At 60.8% G+C, this 17,398-nt stretch carries 15 protein-coding genes and 1 tRNA gene; 8 read left to right on the plus strand and 8 right to left on the minus strand.

The window, feature by feature from the left end; translation table 11 throughout:
• Position 1: 1 nt before the first annotated feature.
• Together SMD14_RS00135 and SMD14_RS00140 are read right to left on the minus strand one after the other, a co-directional pair.
• The gene (locus SMD14_RS00135; RefSeq protein ID WP_157240134.1) at positions 2–484 is read right to left on the minus strand and encodes an FHA domain-containing protein; all 483 of its coding nucleotides are present in this window, start codon (positions 482–484) and stop codon (positions 2–4) included.
• Positions 481–1,224 (minus strand): DUF3662 and FHA domain-containing protein, encoded by a 744-nt coding sequence (locus tag SMD14_RS00140; RefSeq protein ID WP_321214862.1) that lies wholly within the window; start codon positions 1,222–1,224, stop codon positions 481–483. Before SMD14_RS00140 ends, SMD14_RS00135 begins: the two co-directional genes overlap by 4 nt.
• A 310-nt stretch (positions 1,225–1,534) precedes the next feature.
• Here SMD14_RS00140 and SMD14_RS00145 point away from each other — a divergent pair.
• Positions 1,535–1,617 (plus strand) — tRNA-Leu (locus SMD14_RS00145).
• 150 nt (positions 1,618–1,767) lie between these two features.
• Here the strand turns inward: SMD14_RS00145 and SMD14_RS00150 are convergent.
• From SMD14_RS00150 to ald, 3 genes are all read right to left on the minus strand, one after another.
• Positions 1,768–2,466, minus strand: coding sequence for a FadR/GntR family transcriptional regulator (locus SMD14_RS00150; protein WP_157240130.1), 699 nt, complete (start codon positions 2,464–2,466; stop codon positions 1,768–1,770).
• A 10-nt stretch (positions 2,467–2,476) separates the two neighbouring features.
• Positions 2,477–3,604: an L-talarate/galactarate dehydratase gene (locus SMD14_RS00155; RefSeq protein ID WP_321214863.1), complete on the minus strand. Its 1,128-nt coding sequence runs from the start codon at positions 3,602–3,604 to the stop codon at positions 2,477–2,479.
• A gap of 1,998 nt (positions 3,605–5,602) precedes the next feature.
• Positions 5,603–6,721 (minus strand): alanine dehydrogenase, encoded by a 1,119-nt coding sequence (gene ald, locus SMD14_RS00160; RefSeq protein WP_321214864.1) that lies wholly within the window; start codon positions 6,719–6,721, stop codon positions 5,603–5,605.
• Positions 6,722–6,909: 188 nt separating this feature from the next.
• Here ald and ehuB point away from each other — a divergent pair, with 188 nt between their 5' ends.
• From ehuB to ehuA, 4 genes are read left to right on the plus strand one after another with little or no spacing between them, the layout of a single operon-like run.
• Positions 6,910–7,803, plus strand: a complete 894-nt coding sequence (gene ehuB, locus SMD14_RS00165) for an ectoine/hydroxyectoine ABC transporter substrate-binding protein EhuB (RefSeq protein WP_321214865.1) — start codon at positions 6,910–6,912, stop codon at positions 7,801–7,803.
• A 28-nt stretch (positions 7,804–7,831) separates the two neighbouring features.
• Entirely contained in the window at positions 7,832–8,530 is a 699-nt protein-coding gene (gene ehuC, locus SMD14_RS00170) for an ectoine/hydroxyectoine ABC transporter permease subunit EhuC (protein ID WP_321214866.1), read from the plus strand.
• The gene (gene ehuD / locus SMD14_RS00175; protein WP_321214867.1) at positions 8,527–9,183 is read left to right on the plus strand and encodes an ectoine/hydroxyectoine ABC transporter permease subunit EhuD; all 657 of its coding nucleotides are present in this window, start codon (positions 8,527–8,529) and stop codon (positions 9,181–9,183) included. Before ehuC ends, ehuD begins: the two co-directional genes overlap by 4 nt.
• Positions 9,167–9,982, plus strand: a complete 816-nt coding sequence (gene ehuA, locus SMD14_RS00180) for an ectoine/hydroxyectoine ABC transporter ATP-binding protein EhuA (protein WP_217432732.1) — start codon at positions 9,167–9,169, stop codon at positions 9,980–9,982. The genes ehuD and ehuA overlap by 17 nt, the downstream gene beginning before the upstream one ends.
• A gap of 1 nt (position 9,983) precedes the next feature.
• Here ehuA and SMD14_RS00185 read toward each other — a convergent pair whose 3' ends face one another.
• A complete protein-coding gene (locus SMD14_RS00185) occupies positions 9,984–10,439 on the minus strand; it encodes a RidA family protein (RefSeq protein ID WP_321214868.1) in 456 nt (151 codons plus the stop codon).
• A gap of 44 nt (positions 10,440–10,483) precedes the next feature.
• Here SMD14_RS00185 and SMD14_RS00190 point away from each other — a divergent pair, with 44 nt between their 5' ends.
• Positions 10,484–11,251 carry an Asp/Glu/hydantoin racemase gene (locus SMD14_RS00190; protein WP_321214869.1) on the plus strand — a complete coding sequence of 256 codons (768 nt, stop codon included), beginning with the start codon at positions 10,484–10,486 and terminating at the stop codon, positions 11,249–11,251.
• A 74-nt stretch (positions 11,252–11,325) separates the two neighbouring features.
• Here the strand turns inward: SMD14_RS00190 and SMD14_RS00195 are convergent, their stop codons facing one another.
• Positions 11,326–12,057 carry a maleate cis-trans isomerase gene (locus tag SMD14_RS00195; protein ID WP_321214870.1) on the minus strand — a complete coding sequence of 244 codons (732 nt, stop codon included), beginning with the start codon at positions 12,055–12,057 and terminating at the stop codon, positions 11,326–11,328.
• A gap of 244 nt (positions 12,058–12,301) precedes the next feature.
• Between SMD14_RS00195 and SMD14_RS00200 the strand changes: the two genes are divergently transcribed.
• Entirely contained in the window at positions 12,302–12,955 is a 654-nt protein-coding gene (locus tag SMD14_RS00200) for a GntR family transcriptional regulator (protein ID WP_321214871.1), read from the plus strand.
• Between the two features lie 829 nt (positions 12,956–13,784).
• Entirely contained in the window at positions 13,785–15,185 is a 1,401-nt protein-coding gene (locus SMD14_RS00205; RefSeq protein WP_321214872.1) for an MFS transporter, read from the plus strand.
• A 746-nt stretch (positions 15,186–15,931) separates the two neighbouring features.
• Here SMD14_RS00205 and SMD14_RS00210 read toward each other — a convergent pair.
• The gene (locus SMD14_RS00210; RefSeq protein WP_321214873.1) at positions 15,932–17,350 is read right to left on the minus strand and encodes an amidase; all 1,419 of its coding nucleotides are present in this window, start codon (positions 17,348–17,350) and stop codon (positions 15,932–15,934) included.
• Positions 17,351–17,398: the final 48 nt, after the last annotated feature.

Genomic DNA, 17,398 nt, shown 5'->3' on the forward strand with positions numbered 1-17,398 from the left:
GCTATGGCCTCAATTCGATGACCGTCTTGCCGATTCTCACGGGAACCCCTGGCTCAACCGGCAGGGCACGGGTAAGTTGCTGGTCCGCCAGGTAGGTTCCGTTTGTGGACCCCAGGTCCTCGATGAACCAGCGGCTGCCTTGGGGGAACAGCCTGGCGTGGCGGCCGGACGCGTAGTCGTCCTCCAGGACCAGGGTGGCTTCCTGGGCGCGGCCCAGGAGGATGGGACTGGCAGCCAGCGGAAGGGTGGTTCCCTTGAGTGGACCTTCGACGACGACCAGCTGGTGCGCCTGCTGCTTCGCCGGCTGCGGAGGGGCTTCAGCAAGCTCCGGGTTCCTGCGGACCTGGCGCTGGGTGGGCGCGCCGGAGGCTGCCTTCCGGCCCACCATGAGGTCCCGGCGCATGGCTGAGACGATGCTGAAGATCAGCACCCAGAGGAGCAGGAGGAAGCCGAACCGCAGGACGGTGATGGTGAGGTCGCTCATGTGCGGCCACCCGTGCTTGCAGGCAAAAGGCGGAAGATGATTTTTGTCCGTCCCATAGTGATGGTGGAGCCGTCAGTGAGTTCGGTGCTCCCTGACACCTTCTGCCCGTTGACATAGCTGCCGTTGGTGGAACCCATATCCACTGCGCTGGTCACGCCGTTGGCCGTGCGGATTTCCAGGTGGCGGCGGGACACGCCCGTGTCTTCGACATGGATGTCGGCTTCGGACGACCTGCCAAGGACGATGGATGGAGCGTTGAGGGAGTAACGCTGCCCGTCGATATCCAATACGGGCTGAAGCCGTACCGGCTGGCGGCTCGGAGCGGCCGGCAGATTGGGGCGTTGTGGCTGGCCTGCGGGTGCGCCCTTCGATTTCTCGGTTGAAGAGAGGATTTCGAAGTTGCCGGCGCGCAACTCGGCGTCCCGGCGGAAGGAAATCCGTACCGGGCCCTGAAGGGTGTAGCCCTGGCTGCGGACGTGGTTGATGACTACGTCGCAGAGTTCCTCGGCCAGCGGGGTTCCCCATTCCTGGGCCCGCTTGAAGTCGTCATCGCTGAGCTGCACATCAAAAACGTTTGGGGCGAGTGTCCGGCCGGCGGCCACAGTCAGGGCCTTGTGGTCAACTTCCCGGCGCAGCCTGCTGGCGATCTCCACAGGTTCGACCTGGGCGCGCGAGCCGGTAGAGAAGACGCCCCGGACAGCCTTTTCAATGCCGCGTTCAACCTTGTCCAGCAGACCCATGGTTCTTCTCCTTTCCCCCCAGCCGCGGGGCAGTTTTCGTTCCGGAACTTCACCCGCAGTGCAGCTCGCAAGTCAGCGGTGTGCCTGCCTGCAGCAGCCACTCCTACATCAGATACTACTGGGCAGGGCTGTGAATGACCTTAATCAGCAACGCCCGGGGGCCGCCAAAAGTTCAGTCTGTTGCCGGGCCTTGCCTGGGCCGGCGGAGGCCAATTGGTGTTTTCCGTCCACCTTCCGTTATGCTTGATCTCGCTGCTTTTACAAGGTAACGGATCCGGGAAACCGGCCGGAACTTGGTGAAAGAAGTTGCGCGCGAGTGGCGGAACGGCAGACGCGCTGGCTTCAGGTGCCAGTATCCGAAAGGGTGTGGGGGTTCAAATCCCCCCTCGCGCACGCAAAGAACTAAAGAGCTCCGGTCGAGAGACCGGGGCTCTTTTTGCGTTAACGCGCCGATCCTGGGGTTGTTCGCGAATCCGGGCCTTGAAGGGTTGGATCCGCGAACAAGCTGAGGTTTCGTGCCCGATAGCCAGGCGGCACGCCAGGTTAGGGCCGCGCGGAAGCCTTGAACCGTCGTCGTGAATTGGCCAGGTGGCTGCGCATGGCAGCCGCTGCGGCAGCCTCGTCACCGTCCGCAATGGCCTCCGAGATGGAGCGGTGCTCCTGGACCACCTGGTCGAAGTGGTCCCGGGCGTAATGCTCGACGCCGGTCATGAGGCGGGTGCGCGGCATCGCGATCATCGTTTGGCCAAGCGCCGCCAGGCAGTCGGAGTAGTAGGGGTTGCCGGAGGCCGCGGCAACGGCGCGGTGGAACTCGAAATCCGACTTCATGGCGCGGGCGGGGTGCCCCGCGCTGGCGGTGAACTCCTCAAGGGCCGCGGTGACGGCGCGCAGCTGCCGCTCGGTGTGGTTCCGTGCGGCCAACGCGGCGGCTTCGGTTTCCACGCCCATACGGAACTCCAGCAGGTGGACCCGGTCCTCCATGGTGGCCACCGGACGGGCCCCGGGTGCTGCCTGGGGCCGGTCCGTCGGCGGCGTGAGGGCGAAGCTTCCCCGCCCCCGCTCGGTTTCAACAAGCCCCTCGGCCTGGAGCCGGGTCAGCGCCGCGCGGACAACCGTCCGGCTGACGCCGAAGTCGCTGATGAGGGTGTTCTCGCTGGGGAGCTTCTCACCCGGCTGGATGACGCCGTCAACGATGCGGTTGCGAAGGTCAGCGGCGAGGTCCGCGGTGAGGTTCCGACTCATGGCTTCAAGGTTACGCGCCGAACTCCACGGTCTCGGTGGTCCAGGCACGTGCCTGGTCGCTGAGGGTGACGCCGAGGCCCGGGCGGTCCGGGACGATCATCCGGCCGTCCTTGGTTTCGAGCCGTTCATTGAACAGCGGGTCGAGCCAGTCGAAGTGTTCCACCCAGGGCTCGCGCGGGTAGGCAGCGGCGAGATGGAGATGGATTTCCATGGCGAAATGCGGTGCCAGGCCCAGCCCGCGCTCGTCGGCCAGGGCGGCCAGGCGGAGGAACTGGGTGATGCCGCCGACGCGGGGAGCGTCCGGCTGGATGATGTCGCAGCCGTTGGCGTTGATGAGGCCCTTGTGTTCGGCCACAGACGCCAGCATTTCACCGGTGGCGATGGGGGTGTCCAGGACGTTGGCCAGGTGGGCGTGGCCCTCGAAGTCGTAGGCGTCCAGGGGTTCTTCGATCCAGATCAGGTTGAACTCCTCGAGCTGGCGGCCCATCCGCAGGGCGGTGGCCCGGTCCCACTGCTGGTTGACGTCCACCATCAGCGGAACGTCCCAGCCGATGTGTTCGCGGATGCCTGCGACGCGGCGCAGGTCCTCTTTGCTGTCGGGGAGGCCCACTTTGACCTTGATGCCGCCGATGCCTTCCTCGAGTGACTGGGTGGCCCGGGCCTTCACTTCCTCGAGGGTTGCGTTCAGGAATCCGCCGGACGTGTTGTACGTCTGCACGGAGTCGCGGTACGAGCCCAGGAGCTTGGCCAGCGGCAGGCCGGCCCGCTTGGCTTTGAGGTCGTAGAGGGCGATGTCGATGGCGGCCAGTGCCTGGGTGGCGACGCCGGACCGGCCCACTGACGCTCCGGCCCACAGCAGCTTGGTGTAGATCTTCGCAATGTCGTTGGGATCCTCGCCGATGACGCCCTCGGCTACTTCCTTGGCGTGTGCATACTGCGCCGGCCCGCCGGCCCGCTTGGAGTAGCTGAATCCGACGCCGGTGTGCCCCAGCTCCGTGGTGATTTCCGCGAACAGGAAGACCACCTCCGTCATGGGCTTCTGCCTGCCCGTGAAGACCTTGGCATCGCTGATGGGAACAGCGAGGGGAAGGCGGGCGGTGGACAGTTTGACGTGCCGGATCAGGTCGACGGTACTCACGGTTTCTCCTTTGGGCGGGGCCGGGCTCCTTTGCCCGCCAACTTAGGATATAAGTGCTGTACTTATATTACAAGTGGTGCCTTGTTAGGCTGCTCGTCCTTGGCCTGGCTCAAGGGGCTGGCAGACCGAATTCCTGGTGATTCCGTACCACGCGGGCCAGGACGGACTTCTCAACAACGGATGCGGCACGCCGATCCACCTCCGCAGCATCGAATTCGACGAGGCCCACGATCTAAAGCATCAGGTTGGCCACGGAGGCGTTTCGCCGGTGAAGACCAGAGGACAACTGTGGTGTCCCCGTCCAGTCGAAGCCTCCTGAGCCTAAATGCTGTCAGGATGAAATCTAAGACTCGTTGAGAACCCTGTCTGGGAAGGGGCGAACCTGCTCTTTTCTGACGTCGGATGACTGGTCGCCTGACGTCAGGTTGGGGTGTGCCCTAACTGGAGAGGAGACTGCCCGCGAGTCAGGTTTTTGGGCAAGACCACTCCGCCTACCCACGATGCCGCGTTCCCCACAACTTCGATCAGGCTGATCCTACAGCGTCATTAACAGACTCCAATAGTTCGAATTGATGTGCACGCGTACCAGTAACCAGACTCGGGTATTTGGCACCATGAGCTCTGGCTGAGGGCGCCAATTCAAACACAAGAGTCCAGAGAGTTTTTCTTCCGTGCAGTAGTGGCATGGTCTCGCCTTGCTCTAGATAGCGAAACGGCGCTGGGTCCCCGTCCGGCCTCCACCAACCACTCAGCGGTGCCAGGTCACCGGTTGTCGCAGTGGAGCACACGTCCTGGTGCTGTTGCACTTGGTGTTCATTAGTTGGCGTCATGGTCCTTGATGTTCCTAAACATGAGCTCACTTATTTAAAGGTCCGTGATAGTCCCAAGACCCCATACCCCTGGTTTTAGTGATCCTAGGGGGACCTATTGGCGCTAGGCATGCACCAACAGAGTCTTTCCCTAGAGCACGATTCCGAGGCTAGCTGCGCAGAAGTTTCCGAAACGAGTCCCTTCTCAATGCCGCTAACCAAGCCGCAGTGCGCAGAGCTGAAACCATGAACTGCGGTCGTTTTTTCTCAACCGACAGCGGGGGTCCCTGCTGCTGCACCCTTTGTCCACGTAACCTGCACCTCGGCTAGGTCAAGTAACCGGCGCCCCCCATTCAGATCGTCCATGATCCAGAACATCCCATGGTCCGGTGCTATATCCGTCACCCGCCCGCGGTGCACGAGCGCCCCCCCTGCGAGTCGCGGCGATCTCATCTCCAGGCGATAGATCAACGCAGGAGTTGACCGGAACTTCTTCCGTTTCTCGCACCAGTTTCTCCTTTGGCATGTATTCATTGACTAAGGACGGTGAAAGACACCGTCCTGCAGGGACAGATGCTTCTTTACGCCAGATATTCCCGTAGCGGGACGCATCGTGGTGTAAGGGATTGCAGACCCAGCGCATTGATCCCAATCGACAGCCGACAGCTGTTCCGTGTGTGGCTCAGGCGGGAATAATAACCACAGCGACACGGGCCTTCCCGGGAGCTCGCTGATCCGGGAATCAGGCCAGCATTCTTTAAACCCTTGATGATTCCTGCGGTTGGCCACTCTCTTGTCATCAACGCCGGCGTCCTGCTACAGCCTCTGAGCGTCCACTGCCGATGGCCGGTTCCGCTGGCCCCAAAGTCAAATGATATCGAGGAAATTTCCCCTGGACGGAAGATCATGGCGCGGTATCTGGGATTGCTGCTGATTGCTCATAACCAGTTTCCAGTTACTAGGCCCACCGTTGGCTGATGGCATGATGCTCCCCTCAGTGATGAAGTAGGGGTTTTCAACGTCATTGAACGGCGCCCACCATCCGTTTGCCGGGCAGTGGTCACCGGTCCGCGCGCTGTGAGACATTCGAACGTTACGCATCAGGGGGGCCGTCAGTTGGAGTCGCTTTTTCATGTTCTTCCCTATGAAGTGAATCTTTTTCCTGTTAGCGAGTTGGGGGTAGTGGGGGCTAGGCCGGAACCAGTTCGCGCCAGTCCTTCACGAGGGGCAGGTTGTGTGCCCCGGACACCGAACGGTGGGCAACGTGGCCTGCGGCGATGTTCAGGCCCGCAGCGAGGGCGGGGTCGCGATCGAACGCTGCTTTGACGCCCAGGTTGGCGAGGGCCACCGCGTAGCGCAGGGTGACGTTGGTCAGGGCGTACGTGGAGGTATTCGGTACCGCACCAGGCATGTTGGCCACGCAGTAGAAGATGGTGTTGTGCACCTTGTACGTGGGTTCCTGGTGCGTGGTGGGGCGGGTGTCCTCGAAGCAGCCACCCTGATCCACGGCGATATCCACCAGGACCGAGCCCGGCTTCATGCGGGCCACCAGATCGTTGGTCACCAGCTTGGGGGCCTTGGCGCCGGGGATCAGGACCGAGCCGATCACCAGGTCAGCGTCCACCACTGACTTTTCGATCTCATACTTGTTGGATGCCACCGTCTTGAGCCGGCCCTGGTATTGGGCATCCAGCTCGCGGAGGCGGTGGATGTCGATATCCATGATGGTCACGTCGGCGCCGAGGCCCAGGGCCATGGCCGCTGCATTGGTGCCTGCAACACCTGCACCCAACACGACCACCTTGGCGGGGCGGACGCCGGGAACGCCGCCCAGCAAGACGCCCTTGCCGCCGGCGGGGGCCATCAGTGCGGAGGCGCCTACCTGGACGGAGAGGCGGCCGGCCACCTCGGACATGGGCGCCAGGAGTGGCAGGCTGCGGCCCTCCTGGACAGTTTCATAGGCGATGGCGGTGACGCCGGAGTTGATGAGCTCGCGGGTGAGTTCGGGCTCGGCCGCGAGGTGGAGGTAGGTGAAGAGGATCAGGTCCTTGCGGAACCGGTGGTACTCGGCCTTGATGGGTTCCTTGACCTTCATGACCATGTCCGCGCGGGCCCAGACGTCGTCTGCCTCGTTAACGATCTCGGCACCGGCAATGGAGTATTCCTCATCGGTGATGCCCGAACCGAGTCCCGCCCCGCGCTCCACCAGGATCGTGTGTCCATGGGTGCGGAACTCGTGGACGCCGGCGGCGGTGATGGCCACCCGGAACTCGTTGTTCTTAATTTCTGCGGGAACACCAATGATCATTTCGTAACTCCAATCCAAACTCTGCTTAAGGCCCGAGCCTGTCCCTTTGACGGGCTCCTCGACACCCTTGCAGAATCGTACATTCGTATTGTTGACAATGCTACATCATTATCTTAGGTTTGTGTAACACAGCTCACAGGGCGGTTGTCCTGATTTAGCGCCGGCGAGGCCGGGCGAATGGAGAAGAAATGAGAAGCAACATCACACGGCGGAACCTCCTTCGAGGTGCTGGCACAGCCGCTCTCGGAGTGACGGTCGCTGGTTGGATAACCAGCTGCTCCAGTGTTCCCGCTGGTAACCCGGCAACGGGTGCGACGAGCAACCTGCTGGAAACTGCAAAGGCGCAGGGCTTCATCCGAGTAGGCATCGCCAATGAGCCGCCTTATACACAGGTCAGCCCGGACGGTCAGGTCACAGGATGCGAACCCGACGTCTTGCGGGCAGTCTGTAAGCGCCTGGGAATCGACGAGGTTCAGGGCATCATCACACCCTATGAGTCCATGATCCCCGGACTGAATGCCAACCGCTGGGACGTGATCGCAGCCGGCCTGTTCATGAAGCAGTCACGATGCTCGCAGATTCTTTACTCCGAGCCAGTCATTGTTTCTACCGAATCCTTCGCCACGCCCAAGGGCAATCCGAAAAGCATCCTCACGATCGCTGACATCATCGCAGATCCCGATTTGCGTATCGCCGTTCTCCCCGGTGGATTTGAAGAAGGAGTTCTCAAGGCGGCTAACGTTCCTGCCAACCAGCAGGTTAAGGTCAATGACGGTCGAAGCGGCCTCGAAGCGCTGAAGGCAAACCGCGCGGACGCTTTCATGCTTCCCACGCTGTCGCTGAAGTCTCTGGCCGAGAGCGACAATAGCTTTGACATCACAGCACCGATTGAAGATGCGCCGCGCACTGGCTCGGGAGCAGCTTTCCGTCAGGGCGATACGTCCTTCCACGAGGCCTACAACAAGGAGCTTGCGGCATTCAAGGCCACGCCGGAGTTCGGGGAGATCCTCACCAAGTGGGGCTTCGATTCAACCGTCGTTGAAGGCGTAACTGCTGAGGAACTATGCAAGACCGAAGGCTGATCACCCCTGGAGTGGGAGGGTGCACCGAGTGAATGCTGTTATCGAGTACGCGCCCCTGCTGTGGCAGGGTTTGCTAACTACCCTGATGGTGACGGTGCTTGGGGGTGCACTGTGCTTGGTAGTAGCCTTCGCCGCAGGTCTGGCCCGCCTGTCCCGGCACCGAATCCTCCGGTGGCCTGCCGGCGTCTTCATTGAGGTGTTCCGCGGAACGTCCCTGCTGGTGCAGATGTTTTGGTTGTTTTTCGCACTGCCGTTTTTCGGAATTCAGCTCCACCCGCTGACAGCTGCAGTCCTGGCACTGGGCCTCAACGAGGGGGCCTATGCCGCCGAAGTGGTCCGCGGTGCCATCGCCAGCCGAGCCAAGGGGCAGACAGAAGCCTGCATTGCCCTGGGCATGGAACCCGCGTTAAGGCTTCGCAGAATCATCATCCCGCAGTCCATCCCTGCCATGCTCCCACCGTTTGGCAATGTAATGGTGGACCTCTTGAAGAACACGTCGCTCGTTTCACTGGTCACGGTAGCGGATCTGACCTTTAGCGCCCAGATGATTCGAAGCACGACTGGGCAGACGACTGCAATCTTCACCACAATCCTGGTGATGTACTTTGTTTTGTCCTACCTGCTGACTCTGCTCACAGCTTGGCTGGAGAAGCGTTTCGCGCTTGACCGCAAAGCCCTGACTCTGCAGAAAAAGGAAAACATTCTCATGAAGGTGGGTGCAGCATGATTTGGGATAATGCGTTTGCGATATCAATACTCCCGATCCTGTTGCAGGGGCTGTGGACCACGGTCCATATAACTGTCGTGGGAACTCTGCTCGCAGCCGGGCTCGGTCTTGTCTTCGCTGTTCTCCGACGGCTTGCCATTCCCGTGCTGTCAAAGGTCATTGCCTTCCTAGTCGTGTTTGTCCGCGGTACTCCACTGTTGGTGCAGGCCTACGTTGCCTTCTTCGTGCTCCCTTCCTATGGCATAAGCTTCGATGCACTCACAACCGGCATCGTGGTGATCGGCGTGAACTACAGCGCCTATATGGCCGAGGTCTACCGCAGCGGCATCCAAGGTGTCCCCAAGGGGCAGTGGGAAGCGGCGACAGCATTAAGCCTTCCCGGGACCCGCACCTGGGGCCGAATTGTCCTGCCGCAGGCAATCCGCACCGTCGTCCCGATGCTTGGCAACTACCTCATCCAGATGTTCAAGGATTCAGCAGTCCTATCCGCAATTACCGTGGTTGAACTTATGGCCACCGCCCAGGCAATTGGAAGCTCCAACTTCCGTTATCTGGAGCCACTCACCCTCGCAGCTCTGCTGTTCCTGGCAGTAAGCTACCCAGCCTCCCGGCTCGTCAATAGATTGGAGCGGCGCTATGCGCCCCAGCACTGAACCCCAACCCCGGACTTCGGGCGTTGCTCTGCCTCCGGATCCCATCATTCGGTTCGAAAATGTCAGCAAGAACTGGGGAACGAACCATGTCCTGAAATCACTCAACTTCGATGTCGCACCCGGAGAGAAAGTGTCCATCATCGGCCCTTCCGGTTCGGGAAAAACCACCATCCTTCGTATCTTGATGACACTCGAAACCCCCAGCGAAGGAAAAGTGACTGTGGATGGGGACACCCTCTGGGACGTCAGCCTCGGCCAAAAAGTCAGGGAAACCAGACAATTGCGCGAGACCCGCAAGAAAATTGGCATGGTCTTCCAGCAGTTCAACCTGTTCCCGCATATGACTGCAATGGAAAACATCATCGAAGCACCTATCCACGTTCTCGGCATGAACAAAGCCGAGGCACGCGAACGCGCTGCGGAGCTGCTGAACCTGGTGGGCCTGGGCAAGCACATGAACCACACCCCACCGCAGATGTCCGGCGGCCAGCAGCAACGCGTAGCCATTGCCCGGGCATTGGCGATGCGGCCGAAAGTACTGCTCTTTGACGAGCCCACATCAGCGCTGGACCCCGAACTCATCGGTGAAGTCCTGAACGTGATCCGGAACCTGGCCCACACCACGGACATGACCATGCTTATGGTCACGCATGAGATGCGCTTTGCGGAGGAAATCTCGGATCGGGTCGTGATGTTCGACAACGGCGCCGCCGTGGAAAGCGGGCCGCCGGCTCAGATTTTCAAGGACCCACAGCAGGAGCGGACCAGGAGTTTTCTTCGGGCTGTTCTGCAGCACTGAGTCAGGCGTTGCGGAGGCTGGCAATCAGCGATATCTCCACGGGTGCACCGTCGGGAAGGCTGGCCACACCGACAGCTGCGCGGGCGGGACGACCTTGCTCTCCGAAATAGGAAACCAACACCTCCGACGCCCCGTTCATGACCAGCGGGTGATCGGTGAAGTTGCTTCCGGCAGCCACATAGCCGGTCATTGAGACGATCTCCCCGATACGGTCCAGCCCCCCGGCGTGGGCGGCAAGCGACGCCAGGCAGTTCAGTACCGCGGTGGCGGCCGCGCACTGCCCTTCCTCAACCGTGAGCTCCTCGCCGATACGCCCGCTGTATTCCAGATGGTTTTGTACAGCCGAGGTGTGGCCGGCCGTGTAAAGCACTCCGCCCAGCTCGCGCACGGGCACGTAGTTTCCGGCGGGAGTTGGGGTGGGAGGCAGCTGCGGGGGTGTGTTTTGTTTTTTATCCATAAGCAGACATTGTAGACAATAGAACAAACGTGAGAAAGTGGTGTATGACACTCGAACCCAACTCAACTTTGGCGCCCGTTGCTGATCCGCCGGGTCCCCAGGCGTGGCACGACATCGGCGTCGTGTGCCCCTTCGATATGGCGCTCGACCATGAACTTTGGCGCTGGATGCCCGCGGGGGTGAACCTCATTTTTACCCGCACCCCGTACTACGACGAGCCCGTAGGCCTGGACATGGCAGAAGAAATCAGCGATCTGGCCGAAATTCAGGATGCGGTCCGCAGCGTGATGGCTATTAGCCCGGTTGTAGTTACTTACGCCTGCACCTCCGGCAGCTTTGTCCACGGGGTAGAGGGCGCCAGGAACCTTTCCAGCGCCATGGCCGCCGCCGGCGCCCCGGCCGCGATCACCACATCCGAAGGCCTACTAATGGCTCTGGATGCATTGGGCGTATCAAAGGTGGCCGTGGCTACGCCCTACCTTGCGGAGCTGACCACTCGCCTATCATCCTTTCTTGAACAAGGCGGGAAGTCCGTAGTCTCCCAAAAGGGCCTGGGGCTGGACCGGAATATATGGAAGGTCCCATATGCCGCCACCTGCGAGCTGATCCGCAAGGCGGATGCACCGGACGCCGAGGCTATTTTTGTCAGCTGCACAAACTTGCCCACCTATGACGTCATCGCGTACATGGAGCGCGAACTTGGAAAGCCCGTGATCACCGCTAACCAGGTCACGGCGTGGAGCGCGCTGCGGCTGCTCGGCCGTGACGCCGTCGGGCCAGGCCAGGCCCTCCTGGCGGCGCCCAGAGAATAATCCTGCATCCGCCCTAGCAAAGAAGGCCTCCTCACCGTTGTACTGACGGTCAGGAGGCCTTCTGCTTGCCGGAATCAACTGCTGCGGAACAGTGTGCCCAATTGGTCCGAGTGCACAGACCGGCCAGCGAGCCGCAATCCATACCAAGCAGTCACTTGATTGGCGGTCAGAACGGTCTTTCCAAGGACTGACTCCAGCTCGTTGAGCCAGCGAACGGTATGAAGGGCTGTGTCCGGGATCAGGACTGCTTCGGCGTCAGGGGCGTTCGCGCTCCGGGCGAGCTCGATCACCCCGTCATGGTCAAGCTCGCCGGCGTCCTCGCCCGAGGCGATGTCATGAGAGGCAAGGTCCAGGACCTGGATGTCCTGATGACCGAGAAGCTTCACGAAGTGGCGGGAAACGTCATCGGGATAGGTCGCAGAAATGGAGACCCTGGAGATGCCCAGGTGCTTCAATGCCGCCGCAAAGGCCAACGAAGTGGAGGACGTCGGAACATCGATGACGTCCTGAATTTCGCGCACCTGCTGATGCGCGCCCTCCCAGCCGAAAACGAAGCTGCCAGAGGTGCATGCCCACATGACAGCATCGGGACTGTACTTGCGCGAGATCTCACTGGCGCCCTCCAACAGCCGTTCAGGCTTGCCAAGGTCCAGCAGGGCCTGGACCTCGTGGGTGGTAATTTCATCGGGTCCGCCCACAGAGGTATGGACCACAGGAAGATGGACGTCCTTACCGAGGACCGATTCAAGGTAAGGGTATTCATCTTCGGCGCTGTGACCCGGGTAAAGCATTCCAACGGTTGTCATCGTGTCTCCTCGTAGCGCATCAGGGGCAGAAGGTGTGTCCATCACTGCACGAATAGCATACGTTCGATTGTCTACAATCGGAAGATATTGCGCTACGGTCTGAACCAGGCGCTCCTTACTTCGCTGCACGCGGAGTAAAATGTTAAATTGTCAACTATAAGACATGGGTACGCATCAGCGAATCCACTGATGACTCTAGCCAGAAGTCTGGTGGAGTTCACTGCAGCAAGGGATGGAGAGCCGAATGAAAAGGGGAGCCCTGGACCCGGTCGTGCAGGAGTCCACGCCGGCAATTATTGCCCGTCGGATCCGTGAGGCAATTGCCCGTGGCGATTTCGCTCCCGGCATTCAACTTGGTGAAGCCGAGCTCGCCAAGGAACTGGGAGTCAGCCGGGGCCCCCTGCGGGAGGCCATGCAGCGGCTCACGCAGGAAGGACTACTGGTCAGCCACAGGAACAGGGGTCTCTTTGTCGTAACCATGGACGAGGACGATTTCCGGGATGTGTACTTGGCCCGAACCGCAGTTGAGGCCGCCGCCATCAGCCGCGTGGCCAGCACGAATCCTGAGGGCAATGCGGCCAAGCTAATGGAAGCAGTGCACGCCATGGAGGACACGGCGGATTCCCCCAACAGCGAAGCCATGACCGAAGCGGACATGAGCTTCCATGCCCTCCTGGTTGAACTTGCCGGCAGTCCCCGCCTCAAGAGGATGCACGACACTCTCCTGACTGAGACGCGGATGTGCCTTAATGCCCTGAAAAGTACCTACCATACGGCTGATCGGCGCATCGCTGAGCATAAGGGCATCGCGGAGGCCATCTCCCGGGGGGATGCAGACCTTGCCGAAAAGCTCATGGCGGAGCACATGGACGACGCGCTGATGCGGCTGATCCCCTAGGCGTTCTCCAGGCCTCCCGACATTTCCCTGAAAGTACGCGCCGCCTCTTGAGGTGAGCAAACACCAAGGGTCTGAGTTCTCTACTGAACCGGCTTGAGACGTTTGGCAAGAACACCTTCTGGGGCAATCCTGCAGCAGTGAGTGGGTTCAAATGTTGCTTGCCGGACAGCTGTTGGATGAGCCGGCGGCGGTTACGTCATGCAGTTTGCTGTCGTGGTTGCTGGCGACACTGTAAAGGAATGTTCATGGCTTCCGCTTGCGGACCGGGCAAGGCCTGAGACTTCCAGCAGAACTCGGAAGGGAAAGCCACCCTTGAAAGCGACCAGGACCCGTACCTTCACCGTGGCTTTGTGCCCTCCAGCCCGTAATGCCCAAGCCGCACCCCCTTCCGCCCACAATGGTCCTGTCTCCTGATGCAGACGTTCCAGCTCGGGACTCCTCAGGGTGGCGGGCGGCGCGCTTCTTGGATCTGCCTCTTGCTTAGACCGCAACACGTCCGCGCCGTCCCGCGAACGAATACACGGATCCCTCGTCATGAGCAGGGCGAGGATAAGCCGGCTTCGCCCGGCGATATCCGGGGCAAGTTCCCCGGCAGCAACCGTCATAACCAGTACGAGCACGAGCTCGAGTAAGTACGACTAACTTGTCCGCTCACTCGCACTGGCCTCGCTACCATCCTCGTCCGCGATCCCCTTCTGAAATACGCTAACGCCGCGTTTCCGTTGAACCACCGCGACCGCGGGCACGTCCTCGAAATCTCCTATTGTCAACAATGGGACATTAGGGGTAGTGTGATGAGCGATACATTTGCTCTCTATCGAGGATTGTCATGTCTAACGCACAACCACACGGGGCCGGCAACGGCGCCGGCGCGGGGTTCACAGGTCCAGACGAAACGTCCCGGGAAGGCAAGAAGGTACTTCACCGGGCCATCGGGGCCTCAGCTATGGGCAACGCCACCGAATGGTTTGATTACGGCGTCTATGCAGTAGCAGCAACCTACATAACTGCCAATTTTTTCCCGGGCGAAGGCGCTATGGGAACAGTATGGACGCTGGCCACCTTCGCACTGTCGTTCCTGGTACGTCCCCTTGGTGGGCTGTTCTGGGGTCCCTTGGGAGACCGAATCGGACGCAAACGGGTCCTGGCGCTGACCATCATCCTGATGGCAGGTTCAACGTTCGCGATCGGACTTCTGCCGACTCATTCGATGGCTGGCTGGCTGGCCCCGGCCCTGTTGATTTTGTTGCGCATGCTCCAAGGCTTTTCCACCGGCGGTGAATACGGCGGCGCTGCTACATTTATGGCCGAATACGCACCGGACAAGAAGCGCGGCTTCTACGGAAGCTTCCTCGAGTTCGGCACTTTGGGCGGTTTCGCCCTGGGCTCTCTTATTGTCCTGCTCTGCAGCCTCATCTTGGGCAACGACGCCATGACCGAATGGGGCTGGCGGCTGCCGTTCCTTATTGCAGGCCCAATGGGAATCATCGGCATGTACCTGCGGAACAAGCTTGAAGACACTCCAGTCTTCCGTGAACTAGAGGCCAGCGGCGAGCTGGAACCGGCCACCAGCACTGCCCTGAAAGACCTGATCCGCAACTACTGGCGTCCAATGCTGATCATGGCCGGCCTTGTCATTCCGCTGAACTTGGTCAACTACACCCTGCTCACGTACATGCCCACCTACCTTGAGGGAACGGTGGGTATGGATGCCAATACTGTGCTGACCCTGATGTTTGTCGGTCAATTGGCCATGATGCTTATGATCCCCTTGGCCGGTGCCCGCTCAGACAAGATCGGGCGTAAGCCGATGTGGTTCTTCTCGCTGACAGGTCTGTTCGTCCTAGCCATCCCCATGTACATGATCATGGCCAATGGCTTCTGGTTTGCGATGCTTGGCTTCGCCGTCCTGGGCCTGTTGTATCTTCCGCAACTGGCCACCATCTCGGCCACCTTCCCGGCAATGTTCCCCACCCAGGTGCGCTACGCCGGCTTCGCCATCACCTACAACGTCAGCACGGCCCTCTTTGGTGGAACTGCCCCCATGGTCAACGAACTCCTGATCAATGCCACAGGGAACGTTCTGATGCCAGCGTTCTACATGATGGCCGCCTGCCTGGTGGGCCTCGTGGCCGTCTGGAAGATGCCGGAGACCGCCGGAACATCGTTGCGGAACATGAAAATTCCCGGGATCAAAAAAGTGCACATCCCGCGCCGGCTGGAAGGGTAGTCCACTCACGACCGGGCAGGCTTTTAGAAAGCCCCCGTTAGTTCCTGAACCAGGAGCCAACGGGGGCTTTCGTCTGGGTTCCTGTACCTGCTGACAACTTCCGGGCTATGGGCCGGCCCGGGTGCTACGCCAGCTTCGCTCGTCCTGAAGCCGTCGAGGACATAACGCTGTCTTCCTGGTTGGCCTCGTCGCGGTCTGGAAGACACCAAAGATCGCCGAAGCATCGCTGTGGAACATGAAAGCTCTCGCTCTAGGAATCATGAAGGGTGGTACCATCCGCATCGGCTGGAAGGGTACCCACCTCACGATGGGCCGGACAGCAGAAAGCCCCCTTGATTCCTAAACCAGGAAGCCAGCGGTGGCATTTGTCCCAGTGCTAGCACCTGCTGAACGCTTTCTCCACTGTGTTCGCCACCGTGTATCGCTTCAGTGCCACAACAACGTTGGCGCGGGCGCTCTTGGCGGAACGGGCCAGATGTCAATGGCCTTCTGATCATTGCCACAGGGAACGTCCTGAAGCCGCCGGACTACATAGTGGCTGCCTGTCTTGTGGGCCTTGTCACAGTCGGGAAAGTGCCGGAGACCGCCCGAGCACCGCGGCGGAACATGAAAATTTTCCGCGATCACGAAAGCAACCCTGCCCCGCCTCGGCTGGAAGAGTAGTTCATGGCATGATGATCGTCGACTGCAGAAAGCCCCCGTTGGTTCCTGAACCAGGAACCAACGGGGGGCTTTCTTGGGCTGAGCTACTTCGTGCTGTGAGCTCGGGGGCGTGCGGGGCGCTCCGTGCCCCAAGCGGCTGCCTTCTCGTACGCTTGCGCGGCGCGGAGCACTTTGCGGTCCGCGTGGCGTGGGCCGACGATTTGCAGCCCCGCGGGCAATCCTGCTTCCGTGAAGCCGCAAGGGACGCTGATGGCGGGCTGCTGAGTCATATTGAACGGGTACGTGTACGGCGTCCAGCTGGTCCAGTTCGGAGAATGCCAGGCTTCAGGTGCATCCCTATCCCGGGGAAAGGCCGTTATGGGCAGTGTCGGGGTCAGCAGGAGATCGTAGGTCTCGTGAAACAAACCCATCTTCACTCCCAAATCCATCCGCACGGCGGTGGCGTCCAGGAAGTCCGAGGCAGTCAGATCGCCCTGTTCCTCAATGGAGCGGCGCAGCCCGGGATCCACCTTGGTGATGGCGTCCGGGCCGTAAGCCTCCAGGACCTTCGCCGCCCCGGCGAACCAAAGGACATGGAAGGCCTCAACGGGATCGTAAATACCCGGATCCACTTCCTCGATGATCGCGCCGGCGTTGGCCAGTACGTCAACTGCAGCCCTGACCAGCCGCTCGACTTCCGGATCGTTGGTGCCAAATCCCAGCGTGGGTGAAAACGCGATCCGCATGCCCTTCACGCCGTCATTAAGGCCCTCAAGGAAGGACCTGGCAGGCGTAGGAAGGGCTGACCAGTCACGTGCATCAAAGCCCGTAATGACGTCAAGCAGCAATGCCGTGTCTTCCACGGTGCGGGTCATGGGGCCTGCATGTGCCAAGGTGCCAAACGGACTGGCCGGGAACATGGGAACGAGGCCATATGTCGGCTTGATGGCAACCGTCCCGGTGAAGGCGGCCGGGATGCGGACAGAGCCCCCGCCATCAGTCCCGACGGACCAGGGGCCCATGCCCAGGCCAACGGCAGTGGCGCTGCCGCCGCTCGAGCCGCCCGATGTGAGGCCTGCCGCCCGGGGGTTCCCGGTGGATCCGTGCCGCAACGAATCGGTGACGCCTTTCCACGCGAACTCCGGGGTAGTGGTCTTGCCGATCAGCACGGCACCGGTCTCCCGCAGCCTGGCAACGCAAGGCGCATCCTGGTCCCACGCTGCGTCGGCGTTAATGAGGTTGGTGCCGCGGAGCGTGGGACGGCCGCGTGTGTAGAAGATGTCTTTGATGGAGGTCGGGACGCCGTCACCGGGTCCCAGGGGCTGGTCCTTGCGCCACCTCCCTTCCGATTCGCGTGCTTCCTGCAATGCCGTCTCGGCTTCAACCGAGACAAAAGCATTGACGTCCTTGTTCGCCGCTTCAATGGCATCAAGGGCAGCCTGGGTGGCATCCACAGGGGAGATCGTGCCCTCGCGGTAGCCCGCCAACAGCTCAGCCGCTGTCAGATCGGTCAGATCACTCATTTCGTTTCCTCCTGCTGGCCACTGCGTCTATGCGTAGTAGGTGCGTGG

The organism is Pseudarthrobacter oxydans (assembly GCF_034258515.1).
Classification (GTDB): Bacteria; Actinomycetota; Actinomycetes; order Actinomycetales; family Micrococcaceae; genus Arthrobacter.